This is a genomic window from Salmonella sp. 3C, from assembly GCF_025426275.1.
Classification (GTDB): domain Bacteria; phylum Pseudomonadota; class Gammaproteobacteria; order Enterobacterales; family Enterobacteriaceae; genus Salmonella; species Salmonella enterica.
The window spans coordinates 2,522,722-2,548,866 of sequence record NZ_CP104858.1 but is presented as its reverse complement, the minus strand read 5'-3'; the positions used below and the strand labels follow the sequence as shown (position 1 = coordinate 2,548,866).

Here is a 26,145-nt window from a genome sequence, read left to right as displayed (position 1 = left end):
CTATAAATCAAATAGTTATCACGTAATAAACAACATTATCTGACACGAATATTTGACGATTATATGTCGCTGATATTTTTGAGACATCTATCACCTACGTATAAAAAGACACTCCTTAGAATTCGCTTCTTTACACAACATTTCACTGTGTTTTTACCTCATGGAGTTGAGCATGAAAAATAAGAAATATATTAATAGTCTACTCGCCGCATGTGTTCTTTTCTCTTGCTTTAATGGCCAGGCAGCGGAGTTGAAACGCGTATACGGTAAACTTAGCTTCGGATATGGCGACTGGAATAAAGGCTTTGTCAATGTCGATCGCGGCGAAGTGTGGAAAGCGGTAGCCGATTTCGGCGCCGTGTTTGACAGGGGCGAATTTGCATCATTTTATGAAATGAACGTGCTCAACCATCCGGTAGAAGGCCGTAACCATGTTACCCAATTTCTGGGACATTATAGGGTAGTAGAAGGCTCTAACTTTACCGCAATGATGAAACTCTATATGTCGATGGAGAATAAATTCGGTGATGAATTAAACATGATGTACGGGGTAGGTTATCTGGGTTTAACCAGCCCATCAGGCTTTATTAAGCCCTATTTCGCTGTTCATAACTTATCGAACGATTATACCTCTAAAAAGTATGGACAGGCGACAGGCTTTAACGGTTATGTTCTCGGTTGGGTCGCGGCTTATAACTTCGATATGTTTAATGAAAAGTTCGTCATTTCAAACTGGAACGAAGTTGAAATGGATCGTAATGATGCCTACGCCGAACAACAGGGTGGGACGACCGGCCTGAACGGCGCGGTAACGTTTACATGGAAATTTATGCCGCGATGGACCGCCTCCGTCTCTTACCGTTACTTCAATAATAAATTGGGGTATGACGGCTACGGCGACCGTATGAATTACCTGATCGGCTTCGAGTTTTAATAATTAATAAACTTGATGAATATTACTTAATTTCCCCGGTTTGTAGTCGTGAATGACACGACTACAGGCATTGTTTTTCTTTAATGTAGCGTAAATGGATGGTTTATATGAACAAAAAGTTTTCGATATCCCTACTGTCGCTGTGCATTGGTTTGTCTTCAGCCATTTCCTTTTCAGCCGATGCGCGTGACATCACAATTTATTATACAAACGATTTACATGCCCATGTAACCCCAGAAATTATCCCCTATGTATCCAAGACACGTCCGGTAGGCGGCTTTGCGCCCATCTCGAAAATTGTCAAAGATGCAAAAGCGAAAGAGAAAGATGTCTTTTTCTTTGATGCTGGCGACTATTTCACCGGACCTTTTATCAGTACGCTGACCAAAGGCGAGGCTATTATTGATATTTTAAATACCATGCCTTACGACGCCGTCTCTGTCGGTAACCATGAATTTGACCATGGCCATGAGAATCTGGTTAAACAACTCAGCAAATTGCAATTCCCGGTATTGTTGGATAATGTTTTTTACAGCGGCACAGATACGCCATTAATTAAAGAACCGTATACCATCGTGGAAAAAGATGGATTCAAGATCGGCGTCATCGGTATGCACGGCGTTTCCGCATTCTATGAAGCGATTGCCGCAGGCGTGCGTGAAGGCGTTGACTGCCGCGATCCGATTCCTTATGTGAAAAAACAGCTGGAAGAGTTAAAAGGGAAAGTTGACCTGACCGTGCTGCTCGCCCACGAAGGCGTGCCGGGTATGCAGTCCAGCGCAGGCGAGGCTGATGTCGCACGCGCGCTGAAAACCGACGTTGATATGGCGAAATCGCTGGAAGGCTATGGACTTAACGTCCTGATTACCGGCCATGCGCATAAAGGTACGCCAGAACCGATTAAAGTGGGCGATACCCTTGTCGTTTCCACGGATGCGTACACCATCGAATTAGGTAAACTGGTGCTTGACTGGAACCCGGAAACCAAAAAAGTGGACAGCTACAATGGTAAGTTGATCACCATGTATGCGGATACTTATAAGCCAGATCCGGTCACGCAGGCCAAAATTGACGAATGGGATAACAAGGTTAAGAAAATTACCGATGAGGTGGTCGCGCACTCTCCGGAAGTGCTGACCCGTTCTTACGGTGAATCCGCGCCAACCGGCAACTTAATCACCGATGCCCTGATGGCTACCGTTCCTGGCGCCGACGCTTCCTTCTATAATGCTGGCGGCATCCGTACCGAATTGCCAAAAGGCAATATCACCTATGGTGATGTGCTGAGTATGTATCCGTTCACCAACGATGTCATGAGCATGGAAATCAGCGGTAAAGACCTGAAATCCATCATGTCACACGCTGCCGATCTGAAAAACGGTATGCTGCACGTATCTAAAACCGTCCAGTTTAAATATGACAGCACCAAACCGCTGGGCCAGCGTATTGTTGGATTTGATATCAAAGGCAAACCGGTAGAAGACAATAAACTCTATACCGTCGCGCTGGACTCCTTTATCGGTAAAGGTGGTGGCGGATTTACCTTCACTAAAGGTAAAAATATCAAATATATAGGGATACAAACCGCACCGGCGTTGGTTAACTATATGAAGCAGGTTAACAATATTCAACCTGACCACACCATGCGCGTGGATGATATTAGCAAATAAGCCATAATGTTATGCGGTCGATAACCGGCCGCATAACATACTTAGTTATGCAAACAGCGGCATTTTGTATACCCGAAATGCAGAAATATCATAACGATAATTCGTGCCATTCGTCTCTTCGTTCTTGAAATAGCCCGACGTCACCATCGCTTCGAATAAGACCTCTTTCGTCTCTTTATTGATTTCTTGTAATACCAGTCCACCTAACGCCTGTTGCCCTTCATCCGGATCGACAAGATCGCTGGAACCTGGTTGCGCGGTAATGGTATGTTCAAACTCATCAACCGTCGTCGCGCCGAAGTGAATAACCAGGTGACCATTAGTCAATAAATGCTTAGCGCTCACAAAACTGCTATAGCCCCGGTTCCCGACTTCCGTTTTACCATATTCATACGGACGCGTTACGGTCATCGTGTTTAGGTTTATTTTAAACTGCACCACCCGGCTGAAGTTATCGAGCGGCAACAGACTTTTCGCATCTTCGCGTGAACGATAGTTACCATTATCAAAGACCATAAACTCCAGGATACCAGGCTCATCGTTTGGAATTTCAACAATGTTATGCTGCCCCCAGGTCCAGAAATTCTTATCTGCCGCATCAATCCCTCCCGGCGAGGTAAGATCGTACAGCGGGACACCATCATCATCGACAGGGGTTAATAAGTATTGCTTGAATTCGTCAGACCAATCCTCATGGTTCGCCATAATAAAGCGCAGTTCGCCGGAATCCACATTTACGCCAAAAATCGCGCTCTGATGTCGACCGGAACAGATCAGCAAATTGTTGGGTTCATTAATATAGCTTTGGTTGATATGCAGCCAGTCATCCATTGATACGTCCTGACCTGGCGCGCTTCCGGAAGGACGCGGCGATCTGGAATAATCCATCACATACAGCATATCGTAATAGGCGACTTCAAGTCCGGTAGATAAGTTAATAATAGAAACGCCATCTTTCCCGGTTGAGTAACCGTCTGGCCGTCCATTGCTATATTCTGAAGGCGCAATCGCCAGATTGTTCTCAATGGGAAGAATGGAGTGATGGAACTCATTGTCGAGAAGATAAACCGTATAAACCCGTCCCATAATGTCAAATTCATACATATTCAGACAATGGTTTATTCCCTGTGACGTCGCCAGGAAATGGCCGTTATCCATTCTGACAAAATTATAAGAAGGGATTTCCTGACTTACATACCACCGGACAATCCCGTTATGATCAAAAGCCAGATTATACCGATCAAAATAAGTGGAGAAATAAAGTCCTTCCTCCATCAGCGAGGCCTGCTGCGCAGGACAGGAGACGCTAATAATAGGGAAGCCGAGGCTCACGTTAGCCGAATCCGTGGGCGGTAATGCGTCTGTCATTACTGTATATTGCCCGACAATTTGCGAGGCAAGGCGTAGGGTAATCTGATTATTCACCGCGGATACCATCCCACACACAGGAATAAGGTTAGCGCCCGGATGTACATCATATTGATAACGCACTGCCTCTGTCGTCGCTTCGCTATCAACAACATTGATCTCAAGCGCGGCAGCTTCATCCATCCAAACCCCCAGATAGAGACTCAACGGGGCGGTCCCGTAGGGATTTACGGTGACAATGGCCTTGTCACAGGTATTAGATTGCGTGATCTCCGCTAATCGTTGTTCATATATGGCGTTATGGTTTAAAACCAGTGCGTTATTGGTATCGATTTTCTGGTTAATAGGCTCACGCGGTGCGGGCATGTTAACCATTGACGAACTTTTCTTATTCATACGTTTCTCCTGATTAATTGGGATATAGGCAACGAGCAGCTACAACATGCCAGCCCGTTGCTTAGCAAATAACCCTACCTCAACAAGAGAAATCGGTTTAATAATTTAAAATAAAACATCCATAAAATAACACCCAGACTAAAACTATTCTTTATCGTCCGAAGATTTTATTTCCCTGGCGCTACTATAAAAGCATAACAATTATGTAGCATTAATGCATTGTGACCAATAGCCTATACCTTTTTTATGGTTGGCATAGGCCTTGCGCCATAATTCAAATTATTTTATGTCAACAATAAATCAATCAAAGCATATCAATCTACTGATAAAAATTAACACTACTATCATTTTATTTTTAGAGCGACTAAAAATAAAATTTTAGTTTTTCTAAAAAAACATCATTTTTGTGACACGATACGATTTTCTCTGGAAAAAAGACGCTATTACAATCACGCCAGTTGATCCGTAAATTTAATATGCATATTATTATCGCCACCCCAATTAAACCCATTAAATAACATCATGACTATTTATTTAATTAACAGCACGCACACTTACAATGATAAGACCAATGAGCTAAAAAACATAAAAACGGGAAAGATGATAAAAATTGCCGCAATGCGCATAAAGTGTCTGGAATATATGCTGAATCATGCACAACAAGAGATTATTTATAAAAAACAACTCACTAATGAACTTTGGGGGGAAAGAAGTCAATTTATCAGCGACGCCAACCTGACCCAGATTTTATATCTACTGCGGCGCGACCTTAAAGGCTTTGGCCTGAGCCAGTTTTTTTCCACGGTGCCTCGAACGGGTATTAAAGTAGATGCTAACATTATTATCAGCAATGAAAACCAAAGCTGCCTCCCCTCTTCTTTAAAAAAAGAAGCGTATAAATATATGGCATTATTTTTCGCTTTACTGACCATGGTCATAACGGTTATTCATTTAATACGATAATTTGATATTAAACCGACAAATCGCATAAGGATGTGCTTCCTTCAACCAAAGCGTCAGGCTGCTTTTCCTGGCTAAAAAGAAAGGTCGACTGAAATGTTGATATCAGTTTTTTGGCATTTTTATAATGGGTGCTGTTTGTAGCCAGATAAGCATAAACGGGTAACATACGAAAAATTATTTCATCAGGCATACGTAGTATTTTTATATTATAACGCCGCACATCTCTAAAATAAGTAGCAATCTTTCCTGGCAAAATCGCAACCATATCGCTTTTTTCAACAACACCGATAACTCCAAATAGTGAATCACTATAATAACCTATTTCTCTGCGCCCCGCATAAGGCGTACTACTCTTGAATAAATCAATGCTATCAGCGGTGAAAGAAGAGAACATATCTGAATGATAGACAGCATGTCTGGCAGCATAAAAATTATATAAAGAAATTTTTTCAAGCCCAACCAATGGACTTTTTTCACCACAAACACAAACAAAATCAGATAAATTATCAATAAGATAACTTTCAATCATCTCATTCTTAATTTCCAGAATTCCCATGATGACATCCGCATAGCCATGCGTCAGCATGGAGGCTGGTGAGTATTCCCCTGTTTTTTTAATCGCATAGTGTTTAATAATATATCGATTCATCAACACAGTATCCAGCAATGCTGGAAAATAGTAATTTTCAGTGATATCACCTCCCAGAACAATGAGTTCATTACTCTCCTGAGCATCTGTTTTATCGCACAGTGTGCTTTCTATAGATTCAATTGCCTGGCGAAATACCTGGTGAAGCGATTTACCTTTGCTGGACGGAACTAATCCTTTGCGGGTTCTGATAAATAACTCTTCGCCATAAAGATTTTGTAAACGAAGAAGAGCCTGAGAGATCGCCGCAGGCGTGACATCCAGTTTCCTCGCCGCCCTGGTTGCATTTCCTTCAGTAATAACCGTATCGAACACTTTGATCAGATTGTAGTCAATTTTTTTAGCATTTTTTATTGGCCGCATATAGGTTATCCTGGCTGGTATAATCTGGCACCATCATTTAAGGCGCAGATTAACCTTGCACCACACTTATTTCAATAAGTAAATCATTTCCTCTATCTGTTTGTTATTAAATTATAATTTTATTGATATCATTTCAGCCTGTGTGAAATAAAAACACATGATGCCATTTTATAAAAAACATCAAAAACATCTGGCACACTTTATAAAAAAGTAAAAAAGCATAATATTATCCTGTTTAATCACAAATGATTCTCTTATTTCTTTGCGGTTCTCTACGCTTATCCGTACTGATGTAAGGAGTACTTTACCGCCAGTGAACACACTGACAGTGTCAAACGTACCTTATGAATATCAAAACGGAGTGAATTCATGAGACAATATACTATTAATAACGAATTTATTTATAATGAGTCGTTAAGAGAAATAATATCATTACATGATAAAAAAGTGCTAAAGGTGACGCTAATGCGTGCGCGTTGTTTAAGCTATCTTTTTGAAAATGCCTACAAGAAACTGATTACGCGGGAGATGATTTCACACGCAGTTTGGGGAGAGCGAAGTCAATTTGTTAGCGATGCTAATTTGACGCAACTTCTTTATCTGCTGCGACGAGATTTACAACAAATCGGGCTTTTCGAACTGTTTGTTACGCTCCTCAGGCAGGGGATAAAAATCGATGAAAGATTTATCATTGACGCTGCTGACATACCGCCACAAGCTATTCAATATCATACTCACCGATGTAATAAAATTATATCCATTGGTATTCCCACTCTTTTTTTATTGATCGTGCTTTTCTTTTTAGCGCCGTTTATCTGAAGATAAAGTCTGTAGACCGTGTCCCGGGAAGGTGAGAACATTTTTCATAATATCCTCACACGACACTGACGGGACACCATCTGCGGTCTGCTACGCGGTTCAGTCATAGACAATGCGTAGCACTGTTAATTGCTTATCTTCATCCAAATAATCTCGTTTTACCGTTGCATGAGGAGACGATATCGGCGTGATAATATTCTCGACAATAATATAACGTTCAACTCCCTCTTTATTATGGCATTGAATTTCTAAGGTTCCTACGTCATTCCAGCAGCCTGCCTCAACAACCGATCCCATAAAATGAATCTGAGCGGTCGGTTTCGCTGTCCCTTCATGAACGATAAAGGAAAGTAAAATCACCGGTATGACGCAACGCATAGACTTCATTTTACTTTCACTCCTGTGCGTTCTCCTCTGAGCGAATATCACCCCTTCGCTTTCTGAATCGCCATTTGCAACATATCCTGAGTCGTGCTTCCCGGGATCACGGTCACCCGTTTTACATCACCGTCTTGCGTCTGAGGCATGACGACAAAAGCAGGCGTGCCGCTAAAGTCCATATGCTGCGCCAGTGCCTGGTTAGTGAGGAGCGCATCATGTACTGCACCGCTGCTTTGCGCTTCTTTTACGGCGGCCAGCTGCGTCGGCGTTAGATAATGTTGCGCCAGGGTGTAGACATCGTGTTCCGTTAACGCGCCTTCCACCTTCCCTGTGGCATAAAGCGCATTATGCCAGTCGAGATATTTCGCCCCGCCCTGTGTAAGCCATACCTGTTCGCCGACTCTGGCCGCCAGTCCGGATACCGGCCAGCGGGAGGAAAAAATAGGAAACTCTTTGAAAATAAACCGGGTATCCGGGTTCGCCTTAATCAGGTTTTCGACCACAGGCGCCATTTTGCTGCACCACGAGCACTGGTAATCAAAGAACATCACCACCGCCGCTTTTGCCTCGTTGGGCCCAACGGAAGGACTGCTGCTACTGAGCAACTCAGCACGATACTGTAATGCCAGTTGAACATACGCCTGTTGTTGCGCAATCTGCTGACGCTGATGCAACGTCTCGCTGGCGGCGACCAAAAATTCCGGATGTTCGGCCAAATACGTTGCCACCACCTCTCCCACTTTATCCGGATGACTGACGATGTAGGCTTCCGCCGTCGGGCCAATTTGCGACGTCGGGGCAGAATCGGCGGCGATTGCCGAGGCGGATACGGCAACGCCTGCCAACGTCAACATCGCCAGTCGGGAAAGTTTTAACGCGTGATAATACATAATAAAAGTCTCGTTCGATAAGTTCGGAAAGCCTCCCGCTATCGGGAGACGCCTGAAAAAAAGTTAATGAATACGCGTCAGATCCACGGTTTGCGCTGTCATTACCCGCCCATAGTCATTAATACTTTGCCAGCGCACAGTGCAGCGAACCGTGTGCCGGCACCAGTCCGTTTGACGCGTTGCAAAGGGAGCCACGACCCCGGCGTTGTCCTGGGCGCGCTCGTTAGCGCGTAATAAAAAGAGCGTAACGTAATAGGGTGTCGGATTGCGTACCGTCGCGCCATCGGGGGTAAGCGACCAGATCAGATGCCGGTAGGCCTGCTGCGGATTGCCGGCGAGTCCCTCAGGGCGATAGAGCAATTTTAAAGCCGAACGAAACGCCATTTGTACACGGTTCGCTTCCGGTTTACCGGAGGGAATAGCGGCGATACTCAAGGTAAACAGACTTTCCCTGTCGGCGGGTAGCGGTGCGCCGGTATAAACCACCCGCATTGAGTTTTCCTGGCGCGCTGAAAGCATAAATAATGGCGGCGTGACCACGAAGGGCATGATATTCCCTTCGTTTTTGGTTCCTGGCCAGCGGCCACCAGGTAAAATATGCGTATCAATTAACCAGGACGCTTCTGAATGGTTACTTACCGGTACGCTTAATGCCGGGGCGCCCGCATGATAGATAAAGCGAGTACCGCCAATTACCACGCCAGCCTGCGCCCATGATATGGGAAGCAAGCACCAATATATCGCGCAGCGTAAAAAGGACTTATTCATAGGCAAGAATGAAGGTTGCGGAGGCATTGGCGTCCCCGGGCGTTACCGCGCCGCCATCGGCAAGATAACGCGCGTAAAATTGCAGATGCGCCGACGCCTGACCCGGACTGAGCGTCACCACATCACTCTCTTGCCCCAGTGGGATTAAAGTTTTATTTTGATCATAAAGCGCAATCCCAATGCCTGAAGCGTCGCTTTCCCCTGCGGTAAGCGCCAATAAATCCGTATTACGGCTGTCCGCCGCACCGCTAAAACTGACCGTTACGCCGCTGGCAGTGCTGCCGCAGTTTTGTAAATCGATAGCAAAAGGTTGCCATGCGGAACCGTCGCCCGCGCGATAAAACTGCCGTTGAGAAACCGCGCCCATCGCCACGTTAATATTTTCCGAGCCAGGAGAGAGCGAACACGTATTGTCCGTGATGGTTCCGGAAACATAGACCCGGCCATCGTGCGCCTGGACGCCGGATGCCGCCAGCAGCATCCCGATGCCGTACAGGATATCGTTACGCATAATTACGATGGCTCCTCATTCATACTGCATATCGAAATACATGACCGCCGTCGCGTTCCCGGACGTGACCGTCGGCCGGGTCGATTTATAGCGAATATAAAAAGACAGCGTGTTGCGTCCGGCTTTCAACGGATAGACCACCGAGTCGGCATTATTGATACTGATGGTATCCTGATCATCATTCAGAATTTCCACCCCAACCCCGCTTGCTAACATGTTTCCGCTTCCCATCCCGGTGTCGGTTATCGCCAGTAGCGCGGGATTGTCCGGATCGGGTTCGCCGGTAAACCAGATCTTCGCCCCGGCAATTCCTCGGGAACAATTTTTGAGGTTGATATTAAAGGGCTTAAATTTTGTCGTTGTTCCTGTCGAAGGAAAGTCGCCAACCGCAAACTGTCCTAAATCAATACTTTGACTGAGACTGGAAATATCTATGTCGCAGGTTTGCGCCACAATAGTGCCGGTAAATTCGAGGTTATAAGCGAGGTCGTCAGCGCTGGCATTGATTTGCGGACACAGCATTAGTCCCATGGCAAAAAGAGCGCAGTGTGATCTGTTCATTTAGTCAAAGTCCACTCGCAGGCTGGCCAGTGCGGTAAACGCCCCTTCCGCAGGCGTTTCGCCTGTTGTACTTACCGGGTAGGCTTGCAATGTGATGTTAGCGCGTCCGGCGCTATCGGTGATAAAAGGCGCGACGCTCTGTGCATCATTGGGGATAAGCGCGTTTCCTTCATCGGTTTCGACCACTACGCCGACATCGGCATTATCCGAAGCGATAGCCTGGGGAACGTGGCTATCCGGCGTAGCGATAAGACGCATTGTTAAATTGACCTGCGAATCCAGACCGCTGCACTTTACCGGTACGCTGAATTTTTTCGCTCGTACCCCCTCCGGCTTTTGGCCTGCATGGTTGAAATTGCCACTGTATAATGCGCCGAAATTTACCAGAATCGTTTGTCCGGCGTTGATTTCACAGCTTTGCGGTACGGTCACCGTTCCACTATAAAGAATGCTGTATACGACATCTGTCAGCGGATCGCCTGCGGCGGTCATGACATAAACATTGAACATAGTCTTAGGACTAATATTCACCGTGCCGACGAACGGTTTAACAATTTTGAGCTGAAACTCCAGATTTGAGTCACGAACGTAAAACGGTTGACCCGCTTTCACATTTTCATCATATCCCATCAGAACGTTGTTCATTGGCGGATAGATATCGCCCGCCGAAGAATCCTCAATTCGCATTCCGCCTTCAAGGTAGTCCGGGTCCAGCTTTAAATATTTCCAGTTACCGCTCGTTTCTACGACCGGATATGGCGACACATAGGAGCGATAAGTCTGGCTATAGGTCGACGCGCCGGCGGGACACACCGCCTGTACATTAACTTCCTGGCTTTTTTCCAGTTGAACCGTCTTTCCCACCTGGTTTTGTTCTGCCATCAGAGTGGTCGTTAAATCGTAATTAATACTGGAAGGCACGCCGTTAACGTTTTTACACACGTCTGCGAAGGCGTACTGCGATACGACACTTCCCGCCAGCAGAGCAAATAAAAGAGGTATTTTCATTTAATGACACTCCGCATGTTGTCGACTCAGAATCTGACGGGAGGAAGAGAGATGATAGGACGCGACACACTGTTGATCCGGCAGGTTCCCCCAGCGAACGTGCAGAACGCCTTGCGCTGACAACCCGGAAAGATAGACTTCCCCGGCCTCGTCAACAATCGCCTCCGCATGGCGATCATTCACCGTCACCGTTGCGCCAAAGGGTACAGGCTTACCGTTATGATTCAGCGTTACCAGGGCACGCGCGCCGACCCGCGCTTTAAAGCGGGCCAGAACCAGCGCGCCTTCGGTCGGCACAACGCGAGTCACCGCGTCATCAATATCGACATCATCAGCCATGGCGTTAACGTCCAGCGCCATACGGTTTTGGCGATATGTTGTCGCATACGGCACCACCGCATAGCCACGCGCGTCCGTATGAATACCCGGCTGGTCGACAACGCCGACGTTGGCTGCGCCCGGCGCGGCAATCAAAATATTGGTATTGCCCAGCGGCTGGCTTAGTGTCACTCCATGCGCGTGCGCCACCAGGCCGCCGCTCAGGCCATAATTCACCTGCTGGTAATCGCCGTTATCGCTAACGTTATAGCCAATGTTGGCGTTGCCTTTCGCGCCATCGTATTCCAGACTGGCGGCGCCGCTTTCGCCAATACCGTGATTCTGATAACCTTGCTGTATGTTGTAACTAAGATTGTTTTCGTCCAGCAGTGTGCCGCTAAGGCCCGCATTCTGCGTAACGTTATGCTGTTTGTCCGTACTGGTGCTAAAGGTAGCGTAAACATTGTGATGGCGCGTGACCTCATCATCGTGTTGCAGCCATTGACTTAGCGGCACCGAGATATTCAGCGCGAAAATTTGATCGCGCTCCGCATCGCCTGCGGATTTGTTATTGTTGTAAGAAACGCTCCATGCAATACCCGCCAGCGTATCGCTGTATCCCACCTGCAACAAAGAATCCTTTTCATCAGTGTGCCAGTAACTTTGCTGGCTGCCGGTAATAAAAAGCGATCCCAACCCGCCTAGCTGTTGATTGATATCGAGTTGTACTTTCCCCCTCCTGGTGTAATAAAGGTTGTAATAATCCGCCCATTCCGGCCTGCTTTTATCGCTGTCAGTCCGACTGTCATCGTCATAGCCGCTCATCCGTTTCCACGTGGTATCATCCAACGTGTAAAAGCCCGAGGTTGAATAGCGATAGCCCATAAGCTGTAAATTGGTTCCTGACTGTGCAAGCGATTTGGCATACAGGAAACGCAGCGATTGCCCCTGGTAGGTGTTATTATCCGCCAGCGTACTGGTAGCCTGGGTGACATCCAGCGACACCGCGCCCCAGTCGCCCAGATTTGCGCCGCTGCCGATCGCCAGCGCGTGATAATGACTGGAAAGTTGTGTTCCGCCATACAGCGTAAAACCATGCGGTAACCCCCATATCAAGGTCGCCTGACTGAATTTCACCTTCTCTTTTTGACTACTCTCGCTACGATACTCCGCCACCGTCGCCGCATACTTCAGCCGCCCTTCTCGTTGTAGAATCGGCACGGCGGAATAGGGCACGTTATAGCGATTAATAGAACCGTCGGACTCTTTGACTTCCACAGTCAAATCGCCGCTGGCGGCGGTAGGATAGAGATCATTAATAGTAAATGCCCCGGGCGGCACATAGCGCTGATTAATGATGTAGCCGTTTTGCCGAATGGTCACTTGCGCGTTGCTTCTGGCAATGCCGTGAATGGTCGGTGCGAAGCCCTTCATGCTGTCTGGCAACATATTGTCGTCAGACGCCAGTTGTAGCCCACGAAAAGGAAGGCTGTCGAATAATGCGGAGGGGGTATAACTATCGCCTGCCGTCAGTTCTCCCTGCAAAAAGACCACATCACGTTCCAGATAAGTACTGATGTGCTGCCAGTCGCTGTCGCTATTCTGATCGCCGCTATTCGCGTTCCATGTGGAGTAGTCGCGTAACCGCCAGGCCCCCAGATTAAGGCCGCTATTCAATCCAAGAAAATAGCTGTTCTCCGCACTGCCGCCTGGGCTCCGATCCTGACTATTCGCGCCGGTAAAGGTGTAATTCAATAGCAACGCATTAATACCTTCATCCCAGTATTTCGGTGGGATATAGCCTCTGGCGCTGGCAACCATCGCCGCCTGCGGGATGCTAATGTCGAGACGTTGCTGCGCAAAATCAAAGCGGGTCCGGGCGGCCGGTATCGCACTGGCGAGATCAGGGCAACTTCCCGCCGCCGCCTTCGCCAACAGTGGAAACGCCCCGGTGTTTACCCCCATATTTTTAAGCATTTCAGGCGTCAGGCAGGCGCGTAATCCGCTGTCATCGGTGGGCGCGCTTTTTCCCGTCGTTTTCACCGCCTGGAAGGCAATGTCTCTGGTCGCGAGAAACGTATTGTTCAGGTAAACGTCAACGCGATACATCCCTGCCGCCTGGGCATTACGGGAAAAGGTCGATAGGTCGGCCACCGCAGACGGGTCGTCAGACAGAAATGCCGGGTTGAAATAGTTTTCCGCCCACCCCGGCGCAGGCGCCAATGCGATAGCCAACGCCAGCGGGGTTAATACGGGTTTAGTTACGCTGGAGTAATATCGCGTCATGAAAAGCTGATTACGCATAACATCATGAAGCTGGACAAACGCGTGCTGGCGTCGTTGCGCCAAAATCGTTTACCGTGCGCAAAGATACCTGGCCGGGCGTCGCCGGGAGAGTGATCGCGCCTTTCGGCGGTACCATAGTATTCGGCAGTTTTTTCCCCGCGCTGTACAGTTCAACCATCGAAACGTAGTACGGCGAAGGGTTAGTAATCGTTAGCTGGCCGCGCTCGTTACGGCAGCGAAGCGTCGACGGGGCATGAGCTGGCGCCTCCGCCAGATTTTTCGGGCGGATAAATAGCTTAATCACGCTTTGCGTCGCAATTTGCAGGGAGTTGCCGGTCAATTTATTTTTATCGACAGAGGGTATCGCTTTACTGTTTAAATAAAATACGCTTTCGCGATCGGTCGGTAATGACGGCCCGACATACATAATACGTAATATATTTTCTTTTTTAGGCTGGATCACAAAGAGAGGCGGCGTAATGATAAAATCCGTCGAGCGTGAACCATCGGCATTGGCGACCCATGACTGAATTAAAAAAACATTGCTGGCAGAAGAATTAATAATCGGCAAGGAGGTTTGCTTACTTCCCTGCGGATAAATCACCCTGGTCGCGCCCAGCGCAATGCCTCCCGCCTGCACGGCAAACGACAGGCCGGCCGCCGACAGCAGTAGCAATAATCGAAGGAAAATCGGTACGTTTTTTTTCATCTGCGTAATATCCTGATGCCGTCGGTTTGTTACGCGCAGTGACGCGCGTAACGCCCCTTTCTCGCCTCCCAACAGACGAGAAAAAAATCCCGATAAGGAATCAGGAATAAACCATGCTAAATGTCGCCGTCGCGGTAACATTACCGGCAGTCGCCGTACCGGTAGCGATATAATCCACGCTAAGCGGAATAACGTTTTCGCCATCGTTCAAGGTAACAGTACTGGACGATTCACCGATATTCAGCGCCTGGCCATCTGGTCCATAAAGTTGTAATGCCACATTCGTCGCCGAACCTGCCCCAGCGGTATTCGCCAGCGACCCCGGCTGGTTTGCGTCCTGTTGGCCATTAAAAATCACCGCCGCATTCTGGCTGGTCTGAGTATCGCAGTCTTCCAGTTTGATGGTGAAATCTTCTTTTTGATTCGCCACCATACCGGCCTCGGTTAATTTACTGGCGCGAACCTGGCCTAATGTCACGGTCTGATCGACAGAGTCAGCGGAAACAGAACAGGCAGCGTCAACGACCTGTCCGACAAAATTTACCGTACCGCCAGTGACGGTTGTAGTATCCGCTTGCGCGGTGGACAACATTCCGCCAAAGGCAATGGCAGAGACCATTAATGCTAGTACAGGCTTTTTCATTCAAGCTCCTTTTAAATATAAAAATGAGGGTAATCAGATTTTTTAACGAAACGGCTGCTGATATTTCTTCACAGCAATATCACGACTTTTTCTTATGCGAAAAAAAGTGTCTTCTTGTTCTGATATAAATGTCAGAGGCAATAAAACAGCCACTCAACGTCGTGAGTTAATCTTTACGTTATAATGAGATAACGATGTTATTAATTATTAGCAAGCCAACGGCAAGTTGCAATCATCGACATTTGGTTTTATAGGACCAGGCATAACATGTTGTTTTATATTAACTTTACACCAGTCGTTCGGCCTATCTCCTTTAGCCATATTGACTTTTTAAAAATAGTTTTCATAACAACCTTCAGTAAAACATTCTATTAACGATACCAGGCAAATTCAGTCGAGATATGTAAATATATCGTTGCGGATAGTGCATTAATACGCCACTGGCAGTTTTCCGAGCGCCGTCAGCCGCCCATTATCAATATGGATATACCCGCCTTTTTTTAGTTCAGACAGAATCTTCATGGTCCGACTGCGCGATATCCCGGTACGCCGTTGAATAAAATTCAACACGATAATGCTTTCCCGGTAGGCCTGTGGATAAGCCCAGATTTCAGTCAGCAGCGCCCGAACTTTCAGATAAGAATCGACGCCGACTAATTCACGATCGCGCGCGCTCATCACCATCAGACGGTAAGCCAGACAACGGGCCACGTCGTGCCACAAATCGCATTCATCGGCGATTTTTATAAAATCCGGCAGGCGAACAAATCTACCGGTACAAACCGTTTCTGCGAGCAAAAAGTGTTCCGGTCGCGCGGGGACGTTATAGGTAGCGCCATAGCTGTCAACCATACCCACGACCGATGGCGCAAACGATGAAGATATATGGAGTCGTTTGTCATCATGACAGAAAGAAACAACGCCTGACTCCAGTAATACAATGTAGTGTTCATCATTTGCCTGTAAATAAAACTCATCGCCGATACCCAGCGTAAACGGTTGACCAAATGGCAACAAGGCCGAAAATAAGGCATCAATTGCCGCGTGAGGTTTAGCCTGCTGAGAAAAAAGAAAAGAGTGTAATGAATTCTCATTATTATCTTTAGCAAAAGCGTCGTTCATCATTTTTTTCATTAACGGTTGTCTACTCAATGTAGCGTCACAGTATAACCTCTCAAAAAGTACTTAAATTAATAATAAATAACATCGCTATGCAGTATTTCTGTATTCACAACGCACTAATACGCAATATTTTTAAGATTAAGACAATTCTTAATACAAAATGATTACAGAAAATTAATAACAAATTACGCATAAAGAATGAGAGGTCAGGGGGCGCAGGAAAAGAGATTCGAAAGAACGCGCCTTCGAATCTCAAACTAATAGTCCAGATTAATGCAAATAAGCAGTGATATTATCTGAAATAGCGAGGGGCAGCATAATACTCTACCATTTTATCCGCCAGCCAGCCGCCGTCTTCACCGTTAGAATGGATTGTCGTAATACTGATAGTAGAACCACCGCCCCATAAGATCGAAAAGACGTTAAAGTCCGGTAGATTCAGCGCCTGCATCTGGCCCCAGTCATACCCTTTATCTTTACGTAAAAAGTCGCCGACGGTCGGGACGCCGTAAGTCGCGCTATTTAAGGCCGTATTGAGTAGCTGCAAAGAGAGCGTGTCAGGATCGCTGCCAATGCGGGCGTCCCCCATAAAAAAGGTTCCGCCGGATGCAAAGTGCGCAGCGCTGATTTTACTGACGCCCTCTTCTACTGTAGGCATATGGCCGCCAGGGATTTGCCACAGCATGGCGGGCGTCAGCAGCGCTTTCGTCACCTGTTTGACCATCGCCAGGTAATTAAGCCAGCATGTCGCATTCCAGCCATAGTGGGCAAGCGCATCAGGACTGAAACAGTCACGCTCAAATTTATCAAACGCAATAAAGTCCGGCGCATATTCTCCGCTGTAAACGCCCAGTTCATGAATAAATCCGGCGATCGCCTGCCCTTCAGCTACCGGATCAGCGGTATCGCGCAGCACCCAGTCCGCCGTTCCTGTCGCCCAGACATTCGTCTGCCAGCCAAAAGCCACATCCGGGGCAAACTGACGAACAAGATAGTTCACCGCCTGAATATAGCCGTAGAGATCGTCGCTAAACGTCGGCAACGAAGGCACGATAAAGCCAGCCATCGCCGGTAATGCTTGTATCGCCGCCGCCAGTTGGGCATTCACCGGCACACTGTTTTTTTGCCGTACTACGGTATAGCCATACGGTCCTTGCTGTAGCGCCCCGAGAAAATCCGGGTTAAGCACAAAGGTGGCCGGGACAGGATGCGTCTCATCTTTGTATGACTGCGCCGCCAGACACTGGGTAATAAAGTTACCAAAATGGTTACGTAGCTTTTGCGCATCCTGTAAATCCGCCAGCGCGCTACCGCCGCTGGCATTCGCGGTATAAATGACCATTACCGGCATGACGCTACGCCCGGCTTCTTTTTCTATCTGGCGCACCAGCGCAACGGTTTTATGGATCGGTAACGTCGCGTAATCCAGAAAACCATCCCCGTTCACGTCAACCTCCGCGGCCGGAACCGGATCGCCGCCGCCGTCAAAACCATCGTATTTAAACAACGCGCTAAACGGTATATCGCGATAAAGAGAAACCGTCTCTGGCGCGTTAACCGTCACGCCGCCATGAGCAAGGTAATCAGGCCAACCTTTTACCTGTAGCGTCACGCCGGGCAGAAACTCCAGCGCCACATGGTTGACCTTTTGCAACAACCGTAGCGGCCCGGCCTGTTCACAACGCCACGGCACGCTGTCGATGAAAATATCGTCCGTCTGAACATCATACAGCCCGGGCGCAAAGCGTAATGCCAACGTCTGCCGATCGCTGCCGCTCTCCAGCATTAATGAGTACTGATATTTACCGCTGCTGAACAGATAACGCTGCGGCGCGACGCCATCGGGCAGGCCCAGTATAGTGGCATCCACCGTCACGAAACTCGCCGTGTCGAGCGCCGACTGTTGGTAAGCGACAGCAACCTCGGCAATCTGCGCCGCAGCAGGGATAAATCCCGTAAGCTGTATGGGTGCCGATATAAAGCGGTTATTAATCATCGCAGGCTGCAGATTGACCGTATAATGATGCCCCGCCAGTAGCCGGGTGATTAACTGCGGTTGGTTGGCGATCAGCGCGACGGTACGCTCATCCGCTTGCGTAGCATCGGCGATCTCAACGGTCAATTTCGCATTACCAAGCGCAGGGGCGTCAATCATCAGACGCGCGCTGGCATAACGGACAATCGGCAGACAGGATACCTGGACCTGCGCGGCGGCATCGCCGGATTGCAGCGTAACGGTAAAAGAGGACTCGACTGGCGCGATTTGCATCTCATCATTCGCCAGTATCGGTACGGTAAGCCGATACGTTCCTGCGCTAAGATCGCCTATTGTCAGAACCTCGCCCCACTCACCGACAAAGCGCCGGGTTTCGCCGGCAGGAAACAGCAGCTCAATCACCGGTTTGAGCGCCACGGTCTGCGTCATGGCAGGAAAATGAACGCAAACTTTTCCCTGACGGGCAGGATCATGGGCCAACGTCGCGTTCAAATCGCTGATGGCAACTGGCGTCTGCGTGGCGGCCAGATAGCACTGTAATTCGGCGGTATCCCCCGCCGCCAGCATCAGCGCGCCGTCATGATTAATGGTGATGGTATTCTTCTCGATGGGCCATCCCCCATCGCTGGCCAGCGTCACGGCCTGATTCCCCAACATTGTTCCCTGAAACGGACTGTAGGGATCGGGGTGCGCGCTGGCCGTAAAATTCAGTTGAAGCTGATTGAGATCTACCGCCTGGGCGTAGAGGTTGGTCAGCGTAAAGGTGACGCGTTGATACCAACTTGCGGTATTCAACTCGCTAACGTTAAGCGTAAGGCCGTGTTCCTGAAGATCATTGTCCTTTTCCGGCACATCGGGTTCGGCGAGTTGTTCGTCTGCGGCGGGTATCGCTGGCGTCTCCTGATCGGATGGGGTTTCAGACTCTGCGTCTTCGGATGACGATGACGCCAGCGTCAAGGTGATGGCGGACATTTTTACCGGCACCTGCGTCGCCGCGAGGCTGAAAGAGAGCGTCCCGCGTTCGCCCGGCTGAAGAAGTAATGCATCGCTGTTATTAATGATGATGTTGTTAGTTTCCAGCGTGCCATACGAACTCTCATTCAGCGTAAGCGGCAGGTTCCCTTTGAGCGTACCGCCGCTATTTCCCCATGGATCGATGTGCCCGGAAGCCGTGAATGATATTGCGGCATGGTTCATATCGACCGCATTACCGCTCTCATTGATGAAGGTTAAGGTGATTTTTTGATACCAGCTGTTGACGTCAAATGCGCTGGCGTGAATGGAAATGGTCATGGTCTACTCTTCCTCTGTCCCTGGTGGAGAAAAGCCCCGGTAAACCGGGGCTTGAATCATGAAGCCCAATACATCGGCTTAATACCGTGTATTAGTAAGCGCCAAGATCGGTCCATGCACCGCCGACACCGCAGTTCAGGTCAGGCTGGTTGCCCATAGACCACCATTTCACCTGATAGTTATGGCCTTTCCAGCTAACGATTTCGAAAGAACCCCAGTTTGCGCCATAAACGGTAGAAGCATCCCACTGCGCGTAAGGTGACGTTTTGTCATCTGCTGGCGTATCATCCTCAGCCGGTGTGGTATCTTCTTCCTCGTCCGGTACAGGAACGATAATCTCTTCTTCCTCTTCCGGTTCCGGTTGAACCTGAGATAGCGCAGGCACAGCCGTCAGAACAAAGCGCTGTTGAGAGGACGGTTCGTTGTAGCAGTCGCGTACAAACAGGGTGAACTGGAAGGCTGTTTTTTCGCTAACTTCCGGTACCACAACCTCAATGATTTCAGCCGTTTTGTCTGCCACAGTGATTTGAGAAGGCACGCCCCAGCTAAAGGACAGCTCATCGTTATCTTCATCAGAAGAACCTGCGCCAGACAGCTGTACCGTAGATCCGCCTACGACCAGCAGTTCAATCGCCGCTTTCGGCGCGTGGTTGACCTTCTGCGCGTCGTCGCTGTCGCTCTGCTCTTCATCTTTTTCTACATTGATACCTTCAAAGTAGAACGGTTCCATATCGATAACTTCAGATTCGATTTCATAACCCAGACCTTCACGCACGGCGTTAACCAGCACGCCGTTGTCCTGATCGATAGTCCAGGTAAACACGCCGCCCAGGCCCAGTTTCGCTGCATATTCGCCTTTTGCTTTGACAGTACGCGGCGTATCCAGGGATAAAAACAGTTTGGATTCCGGGCTATACAGGTAGTCAGCGTCAGCGACCTGGTCGGTGTAAACGTTGAAACCGTTACGGCCTTTCTGGTTTTCCAGATCCAGGTAGCTATAAATGACGTCATACCATTCACTGGTGCCGGATTCAAAGGAACCGGTAGTAGGGCCTGAACCTGGGTTGTAAGAACCTTTCAGCGGCGACAGGGATTCAATTTCTACCTGACGAGCGTTACGGGTATAGCCGGCATAACCGATGTTGATACGGTCAGCGGAGAAACCTTCCGCCAGCAGGTGATCAACGATGGTTTCGACAGCCCAGCCGCCCTCTTCCAGCGCTTTGCGGTTGGTGTGGTGGCCCAGAGTTTCCGCCCACGGCGTACCGAAGAAGTCATAGGTCATCAGGTTGATGCCATACAGGCCAGCAGCCATCAGATCTTTTACTTTCGCATAGTCAAAAATAGTAGTGACAGCAGAAGCGGCAATAGAGATCTTCACATTGCTCAGACCAGCGGAATCCAGCTGTTTACGCAGTTCGGCAATCAGCAGCGCGTAGTTAGCGCCATCTTCCGGACCAAACGGGTTGCCCGCCCCTTCATTGTTCGGGTATTCCCAGTCAATATCCACTTCGCTGAACATCGGGAACTGTTTGAACAGTTTCACCACGCCTTTGGCGAAGATTTTACGAGAAGAGTCAGAAGCGGCGGTTTCGTGGAACCCGTTACTCATGCTCCAGCCGCCGATACTCATGGAGAGCGCCAGCGTGTGACCTGCGGCTTTCGCTTTTGCCTGCATATCACGCAGCGCGCCCAGCAGACCCTTGGCGTTAGACTGAGTTACAGTCTTCGGATCCACATCCCAGCCGCTGACATCAAAGCCGAGGTTGATATAAGACTGGAAGTCGCCCCATGGGTCGAGGAAGGTCGGCTCATATTTCACTTTGCCGCACAGCGCTGCCGCTTCTGCTACGACATCGCGGTCTTCTGTATCAATTTTTCTGAAACCGGTGATGCCAACAAAGCCAAAAATCAGTTTGTCATAAGCCGTCGGTGAAACTTTGGTTAAATCATAACCACGGCCCGGTTGGGACATATTGCCTTGCAGACGGCTGTCATACTGTGACCAGTCGGTGTAATAACCGAATACCTTCGGTTTAGTCGTGGAATTTTTATATTTATTGTATACCGGTTTCGCAACACGAGCGGAAGTATAGCTTATTTTATCATCGCTTGTTGCAGGGTCAAAACCATTCGCTGCATGAGTAGTTTCAGTAATTGTATCGCCTTGAATCAGTTTGCTTGTAGCCATTTTCAAATTTCCTTTTACGTTTCAAAATTGTCGCAGCTCGTTCTGCGGGGTCCATAATCGTTACAGGCATAAAAAATAGCTAATCACAAAACATCATCTTTTTAGATGATATAAAAATCATAAAAATGAGGTTAACAACACCGTCTAACGAAGAGAAAACAACACCTCTCAGCGCCCACTTACTCCGTTCTGGTGAGAACATAGTAAATATCATTTATCATGTAATTAAATATCATTTAATTACAATGAAATAATGTGATTACACTCGCTATAGACAATGACAATACAATAAAACCAGTGACATTTATTGGATTAAGACATTTCTCATACAATATAGTCACCACAGACAACCAGGATGTACATTTCTAAAGGAAGACGTTATGAAAACTTATATCATTAATAGCAATTGCATTTACAATGAAGGTAAATATGAACTGAGGACGGTCTCAAATTCACAGGTTATTAAAATGACTGCGATGAGAGCCAAATGTCTCAGTTTCATCATCGAGAATGCTCATCTGGAGATTATCGAGCGACAAAAAATAACCACTGCGTTATGGGGAAGTCGAAGCCATTATGTTAATGATGCAAATCTAACGCAGATTCTCTATTTAATCAGACGTGACCTTAAAGCGCTTGGTATTAACGATCTTTTTATTACCATTCCAAGACAAGGTCTCAAAGTGAATAGTGATATCGCCATTATCGCGACGGATAGCGAAACAAAGGGAAGAAAAAAACAGATTGTACGGCAAACCATCGCCGCCCTGACGACCGTATTTTCAGTAACGTTAGGTTCTCTCATGTATCTGCATATTCACTAAGCGAAGGAAAGGGAAGATGAATCCAATTATAGATGGAATTATTGCGCTTGAAGGCGGTTACGTATTTAACCCTAAAGATAAAGGCGGCGCCACCCATTGGGGCATTACCGAAGCCACGGCGCGAGCGCATGGCTATGCTGGCGATATGCGGGATCTGACCCACGCTGAAGCCTACGCGATTCTCGAAGAGGATTACTGGATAAAACCAGGTTTTGACGTCATCTCGACGCTATCGTGGCCAGTCTCCTTCGAGCTGTGCGATGCGGCAGTCAACATAGGCGCTTACCACCCCAGCGCGTGGCTGCAACGCTGGTTGAACGTCTTTAATCACGAAGGTAAACGCTACCCGGATATTCATGTGGATGGCAATATTGGCCCGCGGACGCTTGCCGCTCTCGAACATTATTTGGCCTGGCGAGGCCAGGAAGGGGAAGCCGTTTTGGTGAAAGCCCTCAATTGCAGTCAGGGCACGTACTACTTAAACGTTGCTGAGAAAAACCACAATAACGAACAATTTATTTATGGCTGGATCAAGAATAGAGTGACCTAGACCAGGCTGAAAAAAGACGCGTAAAAGGCTCACGGATGAGCCTGATACTGCAAATGATAATTAATCTGAATTATTACCTTCGATAATTTTTTTAATCCGCCGCCCAAGAATCTTTAAGATCGGACTCGCGAAAACACCGCCTAAGCCTGCCGCCAACAGAACAATGTTGAAACTGCATTCTTTTTCGATCGCAATCGCGCTTAACAAGAAACTGGTGAAGCAGGAAATCACGATCTGCGTTAAGCAATATTTAATACTTTCATGAGAACTATTATATTCTGTCTTATCTTTGCGTAAAAGATAGCTGACAAAGCCTCCCCACGCGCCAATCGAAATAATAGTGAGTAAGATCTCTAGCTCCAATAGCACAACTTCCGTTGTCGACACATGGTTGGGAATAGACATTTTAACACTCCGAAATCATTATAAATGAATAATTAACACAAGGAGTGTAAGCGCCCTGTCAGGAGGGTAAAAATCAAAGCACATCATTTAAAACCATATTAAATCAAAGCGTAAAAATGAGGTGTATTAACGACGGAAGGAGGAAAGCGTTTGTAACATACTTACCATCTCATTAATCGTCGATATATTTCTACTATTTTTATTCCAGGATGCATAAACCTGAACTGACTTCAAAGCCAGTTCGGGCGGAGGCTGAATAAATTTAATGTCATATTTACGATGATTTTTATAAAAAAGCGCTAATTTCAAAGGCATCAATGCAATCAATGAGGTTCGTTCGATCATGCTCATCAAACCGTTAAGCGAATCACTGCGATAGCCGACAATACGCCTGCCAGTATAGTAAAGCTCATCCTTAAATAATTCACTATCATGATATATCACTGAAGCCCCCATCCCCGGCTGATATAACGCATGACGCGAAGAATAAAAATGATGTAGCGACAGTTGTGAGAGGGTACTCAGCATGTGTTTACTGCTACAGATACAAACAAATGATTTAAAACTATCAATAATTTGATTCTCTATGCCGGACTCCAGCAAAGGTTCGGCACTAATCAACAGATCGCCTTGCGCAGTAAACAGAAGTTCGCTGATATGCTCCCGACTCATATTTCTGACAGTGAAATGATTTATCAAAATACGGTCAAATATATCGCTGTTATAGAGCTGAGAAAGATAATAGCTTTCAACAATATCACTGCCTAATAACGTTATCTGGAACGCTTCATCTTTTTTACTATTACAGAGAAAGGTGTCATCCACCAGTTTCATCACCTGACTGAAATTTTGGTGAATGTCGACAGCCTTAGCTGTGGGGATGAGCCCGCCTTTCCCTCTGCTAAACAGTTCTTCCGGGTAATAACTCTGCAGGCGCTTTAACGCCAGAGAAACGGCAGCCGGTGTAATGCCTAACTTTTTTGCCGCCATAGCCGCATTTCCTGACAAAATAACAGCGTCAAGAATTTTGATTAAATTATAATCAAAGCTCTTGTTGGCACCTTTCGATCCCATTCGCTGTCTGCCTCCGGAAACTAAAAAAAGCAATATAGATAATACTCAAGATAAATCAATTCACAGCATCTAAAAAAGCAATCATTAATGTCATCACATCACGTTTTTTTAAAGAATAAGCGTATACAAAACTGCTGATTAACATCAATTTGTTTATCAGTAAAAACAAAATATCAACAAATGAGAGGATACGATGCGTTTAACAGAAGCCTGGGCGCGTACAGGCAGAAAAAAGCCCGGATATACACCCGGGCTGAAGAAAAATACAACGGGAAAAAGATTAGCGAGTCAAATCGTCAAAGAATTTTTTCACGCCGTCAAAGAAGCTTTTTGAACGCGGGCTGTTTTTCTCTCCCGTCGGGCCGCCAAAACTTTCCTGAAGATCTTTTAGCAATTGCTTCTGTTTTTCGCTCAGACCGACCGGCGTTTCAACCACCACACGGCACAGCAAATCGCCCTGCGCGCCACCGCGTACGGACTTCACGCCTTTGCCGCGCATACGGAACAGCTTGCCCGTTTGTGTTTCGCTCGGTACTTTCAGCATCACACGACCATCTAACGTCGGCACTTCAATTTCACCGCCCAGCGCCGCCATCGCAAAGTTGATCGGCACTTCGCAATAAAGATTATTGCCTTCACGCTCGAAAATAGGGTGTTGTTTCACCTGGACCTGAACGTACAAGTCGCCTGCCGGTGCGCCATGCTCGCCCGCTTCGCCCTCGCCTGCCAGACGAATACGATCGCCGGTATCCACGCCCGCCGGGATTTTAACGGACAGAGTTTTACTCTTTTCAACACGCCCATGACCGTGACATTTATGGCACGGATCTTTGATCAGCGTACCGCGGCCCTGACAGTGTGGGCAGGTCTGCTGTACAGCAAAGAATCCCTGGCGCATCTGTACCTGACCAGAACCATGACAGGTCGGACAGGTTTGCGGTTGCGTACCAGCTTTCGCGCCGCTGCCGTGGCAAACGTCGCACTCCTCCAGCGTCGGAATACGGATCTCTTTGGTCACGCCACGCACCGCTTCTTCCAGGGTGAGATCCATGTTATAACGCAAATCAGCCCCACGCGCCGCACGTTGGCGACCACGCCCGCCGCCAAAGATATCGCCAAAAACGTCACCAAAGATATCACTGAAATCAGCGCCGCCATTAAAGCCGCCGCCAAATCCGCCGCCCATACCGCCTTGTTCAAACGCGGCGTGACCATACTGATCGTAGGCTGCGCGTTTTTGCGCATCGGTCAGCACTTCGTAGGCTTCTTTAATCTCTTTAAACTTAGCTTCGGCCTCTTTATCACCCTGATTGCGGTCCGGATGATATTTCATGGCCAGGCGCTTATACGCCTTTTTGATTTCACGCTCTTCCGCTGTTTTGGAAACGCCTAAAATCTCGTAGTAATCTCTTTTCGCCATCTCTTTTTATCTGCCCTTAACATGCATACACGG

At 47.7% G+C, this 26,145-nt stretch carries 23 protein-coding genes; 6 read left to right on the top strand and 17 right to left on the bottom strand.

Going from position 1 to position 26,145, the window contains the following annotated elements:
• The first annotated feature begins 172 nt into the window (after nucleotides 1-172).
• Both N7E69_RS12100 and N7E69_RS12095 read left to right on the top strand, forming a co-directional pair.
• Nucleotides 173-934 (top strand): outer membrane protein OmpK, encoded by a 762-nt coding sequence (locus tag N7E69_RS12100; protein WP_000791534.1) that lies wholly within the window; start codon nucleotides 173-175, stop codon nucleotides 932-934.
• Between the two features lie 98 nt (nucleotides 935-1,032).
• On the top strand, nucleotides 1,033-2,604 hold the full coding sequence (locus N7E69_RS12095) for a bifunctional metallophosphatase/5'-nucleotidase (protein ID WP_000262869.1): 1,572 nt from the start codon (nucleotides 1,033-1,035) through the stop codon (nucleotides 2,602-2,604).
• Nucleotides 2,605-2,649: 45 nt separating this feature from the next.
• Here the strand turns inward: N7E69_RS12095 and N7E69_RS12090 are convergent, their stop codons facing one another.
• Entirely contained in the window at nucleotides 2,650-4,368 is a 1,719-nt protein-coding gene (locus N7E69_RS12090; RefSeq protein WP_001751123.1) for an aryl-sulfate sulfotransferase, read from the bottom strand.
• Between the two features lie 522 nt (nucleotides 4,369-4,890).
• On the opposite strand from N7E69_RS12090, the gene N7E69_RS12085 reads away from it, so the two are divergent.
• Nucleotides 4,891-5,331 (top strand): transcriptional regulator, encoded by a 441-nt coding sequence (locus N7E69_RS12085; protein WP_079945272.1) that lies wholly within the window; start codon nucleotides 4,891-4,893, stop codon nucleotides 5,329-5,331.
• Nucleotides 5,332-5,338: 7 nt separating this feature from the next.
• Here N7E69_RS12085 and N7E69_RS12080 read toward each other — a convergent pair whose 3' ends face one another.
• The gene (locus tag N7E69_RS12080; RefSeq protein WP_001247392.1) at nucleotides 5,339-6,343 is read right to left on the bottom strand and encodes a LysR family transcriptional regulator; all 1,005 of its coding nucleotides are present in this window, start codon (nucleotides 6,341-6,343) and stop codon (nucleotides 5,339-5,341) included.
• A gap of 369 nt (nucleotides 6,344-6,712) precedes the next feature.
• On the opposite strand from N7E69_RS12080, the gene N7E69_RS12075 reads away from it, so the two are divergent.
• On the top strand, nucleotides 6,713-7,162 hold the full coding sequence (locus tag N7E69_RS12075; protein WP_001751126.1) for a transcriptional regulator: 450 nt from the start codon (nucleotides 6,713-6,715) through the stop codon (nucleotides 7,160-7,162).
• A 99-nt stretch (nucleotides 7,163-7,261) separates the two neighbouring features.
• On the opposite strand, the gene N7E69_RS12070 is transcribed toward N7E69_RS12075, so the two are convergent.
• The 12 genes from N7E69_RS12070 to N7E69_RS12015 form a co-directional block, all read right to left on the bottom strand.
• Nucleotides 7,262-7,549, bottom strand: coding sequence for a hypothetical protein (locus N7E69_RS12070; protein ID WP_000839833.1), 288 nt, complete (start codon nucleotides 7,547-7,549; stop codon nucleotides 7,262-7,264).
• 38 nt (nucleotides 7,550-7,587) lie between these two features.
• A complete protein-coding gene (locus N7E69_RS12065) occupies nucleotides 7,588-8,433 on the bottom strand; it encodes a DsbA family protein (RefSeq protein WP_000291392.1) in 846 nt (281 codons plus the stop codon).
• Nucleotides 8,434-8,496: 63 nt separating this feature from the next.
• Nucleotides 8,497-9,228, bottom strand: a complete 732-nt coding sequence (gene bcfG, locus N7E69_RS12060; protein ID WP_001135047.1) for a fimbrial chaperone BcfG — start codon at nucleotides 9,226-9,228, stop codon at nucleotides 8,497-8,499.
• Nucleotides 9,194-9,712, bottom strand: coding sequence for a fimbrial protein BcfF (locus N7E69_RS12055; protein WP_001243232.1), 519 nt, complete (start codon nucleotides 9,710-9,712; stop codon nucleotides 9,194-9,196). Before N7E69_RS12055 ends, bcfG begins: the two co-directional genes overlap by 35 nt.
• Nucleotides 9,713-9,727: 15 nt before the next feature.
• Nucleotides 9,728-10,273 carry a fimbrial protein BcfE gene (locus N7E69_RS12050; RefSeq protein ID WP_001082038.1) on the bottom strand — a complete coding sequence of 182 codons (546 nt, stop codon included), beginning with the start codon at nucleotides 10,271-10,273 and terminating at the stop codon, nucleotides 9,728-9,730.
• Nucleotides 10,274-11,281, bottom strand: coding sequence for a fimbrial protein BcfD (locus tag N7E69_RS12045; protein ID WP_000701234.1), 1,008 nt, complete (start codon nucleotides 11,279-11,281; stop codon nucleotides 10,274-10,276).
• The gene (gene bcfC, locus N7E69_RS12040; protein ID WP_001245857.1) at nucleotides 11,282-13,903 is read right to left on the bottom strand and encodes a fimbrial usher BcfC; all 2,622 of its coding nucleotides are present in this window, start codon (nucleotides 13,901-13,903) and stop codon (nucleotides 11,282-11,284) included.
• A 4-nt stretch (nucleotides 13,904-13,907) separates the two neighbouring features.
• Nucleotides 13,908-14,594, bottom strand: a complete 687-nt coding sequence (gene bcfB / locus N7E69_RS12035) for a fimbrial biogenesis chaperone BcfB (RefSeq protein WP_000742558.1) — start codon at nucleotides 14,592-14,594, stop codon at nucleotides 13,908-13,910.
• A 100-nt stretch (nucleotides 14,595-14,694) separates the two neighbouring features.
• On the bottom strand, nucleotides 14,695-15,237 hold the full coding sequence (locus N7E69_RS12030; RefSeq protein WP_000743357.1) for a fimbrial protein BcfA: 543 nt from the start codon (nucleotides 15,235-15,237) through the stop codon (nucleotides 14,695-14,697).
• Nucleotides 15,238-15,666: 429 nt separating this feature from the next.
• Nucleotides 15,667-16,371: a winged helix-turn-helix transcriptional regulator gene (locus tag N7E69_RS12025; protein WP_000738617.1), complete on the bottom strand. Its 705-nt coding sequence runs from the start codon at nucleotides 16,369-16,371 to the stop codon at nucleotides 15,667-15,669.
• Nucleotides 16,372-16,651: 280 nt separating this feature from the next.
• Entirely contained in the window at nucleotides 16,652-19,648 is a 2,997-nt protein-coding gene (locus tag N7E69_RS12020) for a hypothetical protein (protein ID WP_000155795.1), read from the bottom strand.
• A gap of 91 nt (nucleotides 19,649-19,739) precedes the next feature.
• On the bottom strand, nucleotides 19,740-21,839 hold the full coding sequence (locus tag N7E69_RS12015; protein WP_000235796.1) for a glycosyl hydrolase family 18 protein: 2,100 nt from the start codon (nucleotides 21,837-21,839) through the stop codon (nucleotides 19,740-19,742).
• Nucleotides 21,840-22,219: 380 nt separating this feature from the next.
• Here N7E69_RS12015 and N7E69_RS12010 point away from each other — a divergent pair, with 380 nt between their 5' ends.
• A complete protein-coding gene (locus N7E69_RS12010; RefSeq protein WP_000860681.1) occupies nucleotides 22,220-22,663 on the top strand; it encodes a transcriptional regulator in 444 nt (147 codons plus the stop codon).
• 16 nt (nucleotides 22,664-22,679) lie between these two features.
• Complete coding sequence (locus N7E69_RS12005) at nucleotides 22,680-23,213, top strand: glycoside hydrolase family 108 protein (RefSeq protein WP_001068132.1); 534 nt, start codon at nucleotides 22,680-22,682, stop codon at nucleotides 23,211-23,213.
• A gap of 60 nt (nucleotides 23,214-23,273) precedes the next feature.
• On the opposite strand, the gene N7E69_RS12000 is transcribed toward N7E69_RS12005, so the two are convergent.
• From N7E69_RS12000 to dnaJ, 3 genes are all read right to left on the bottom strand, one after another.
• Entirely contained in the window at nucleotides 23,274-23,618 is a 345-nt protein-coding gene (locus N7E69_RS12000) for a phage holin family protein (protein ID WP_000026889.1), read from the bottom strand.
• A 126-nt stretch (nucleotides 23,619-23,744) separates the two neighbouring features.
• A complete protein-coding gene (locus N7E69_RS11995; RefSeq protein WP_000534911.1) occupies nucleotides 23,745-24,692 on the bottom strand; it encodes a LysR family transcriptional regulator in 948 nt (315 codons plus the stop codon).
• Nucleotides 24,693-24,972: 280 nt separating this feature from the next.
• A complete protein-coding gene (gene dnaJ, locus N7E69_RS11990) occupies nucleotides 24,973-26,112 on the bottom strand; it encodes a molecular chaperone DnaJ (protein WP_001119009.1) in 1,140 nt (379 codons plus the stop codon).
• Nucleotides 26,113-26,145 lie beyond the last annotated feature (33 nt).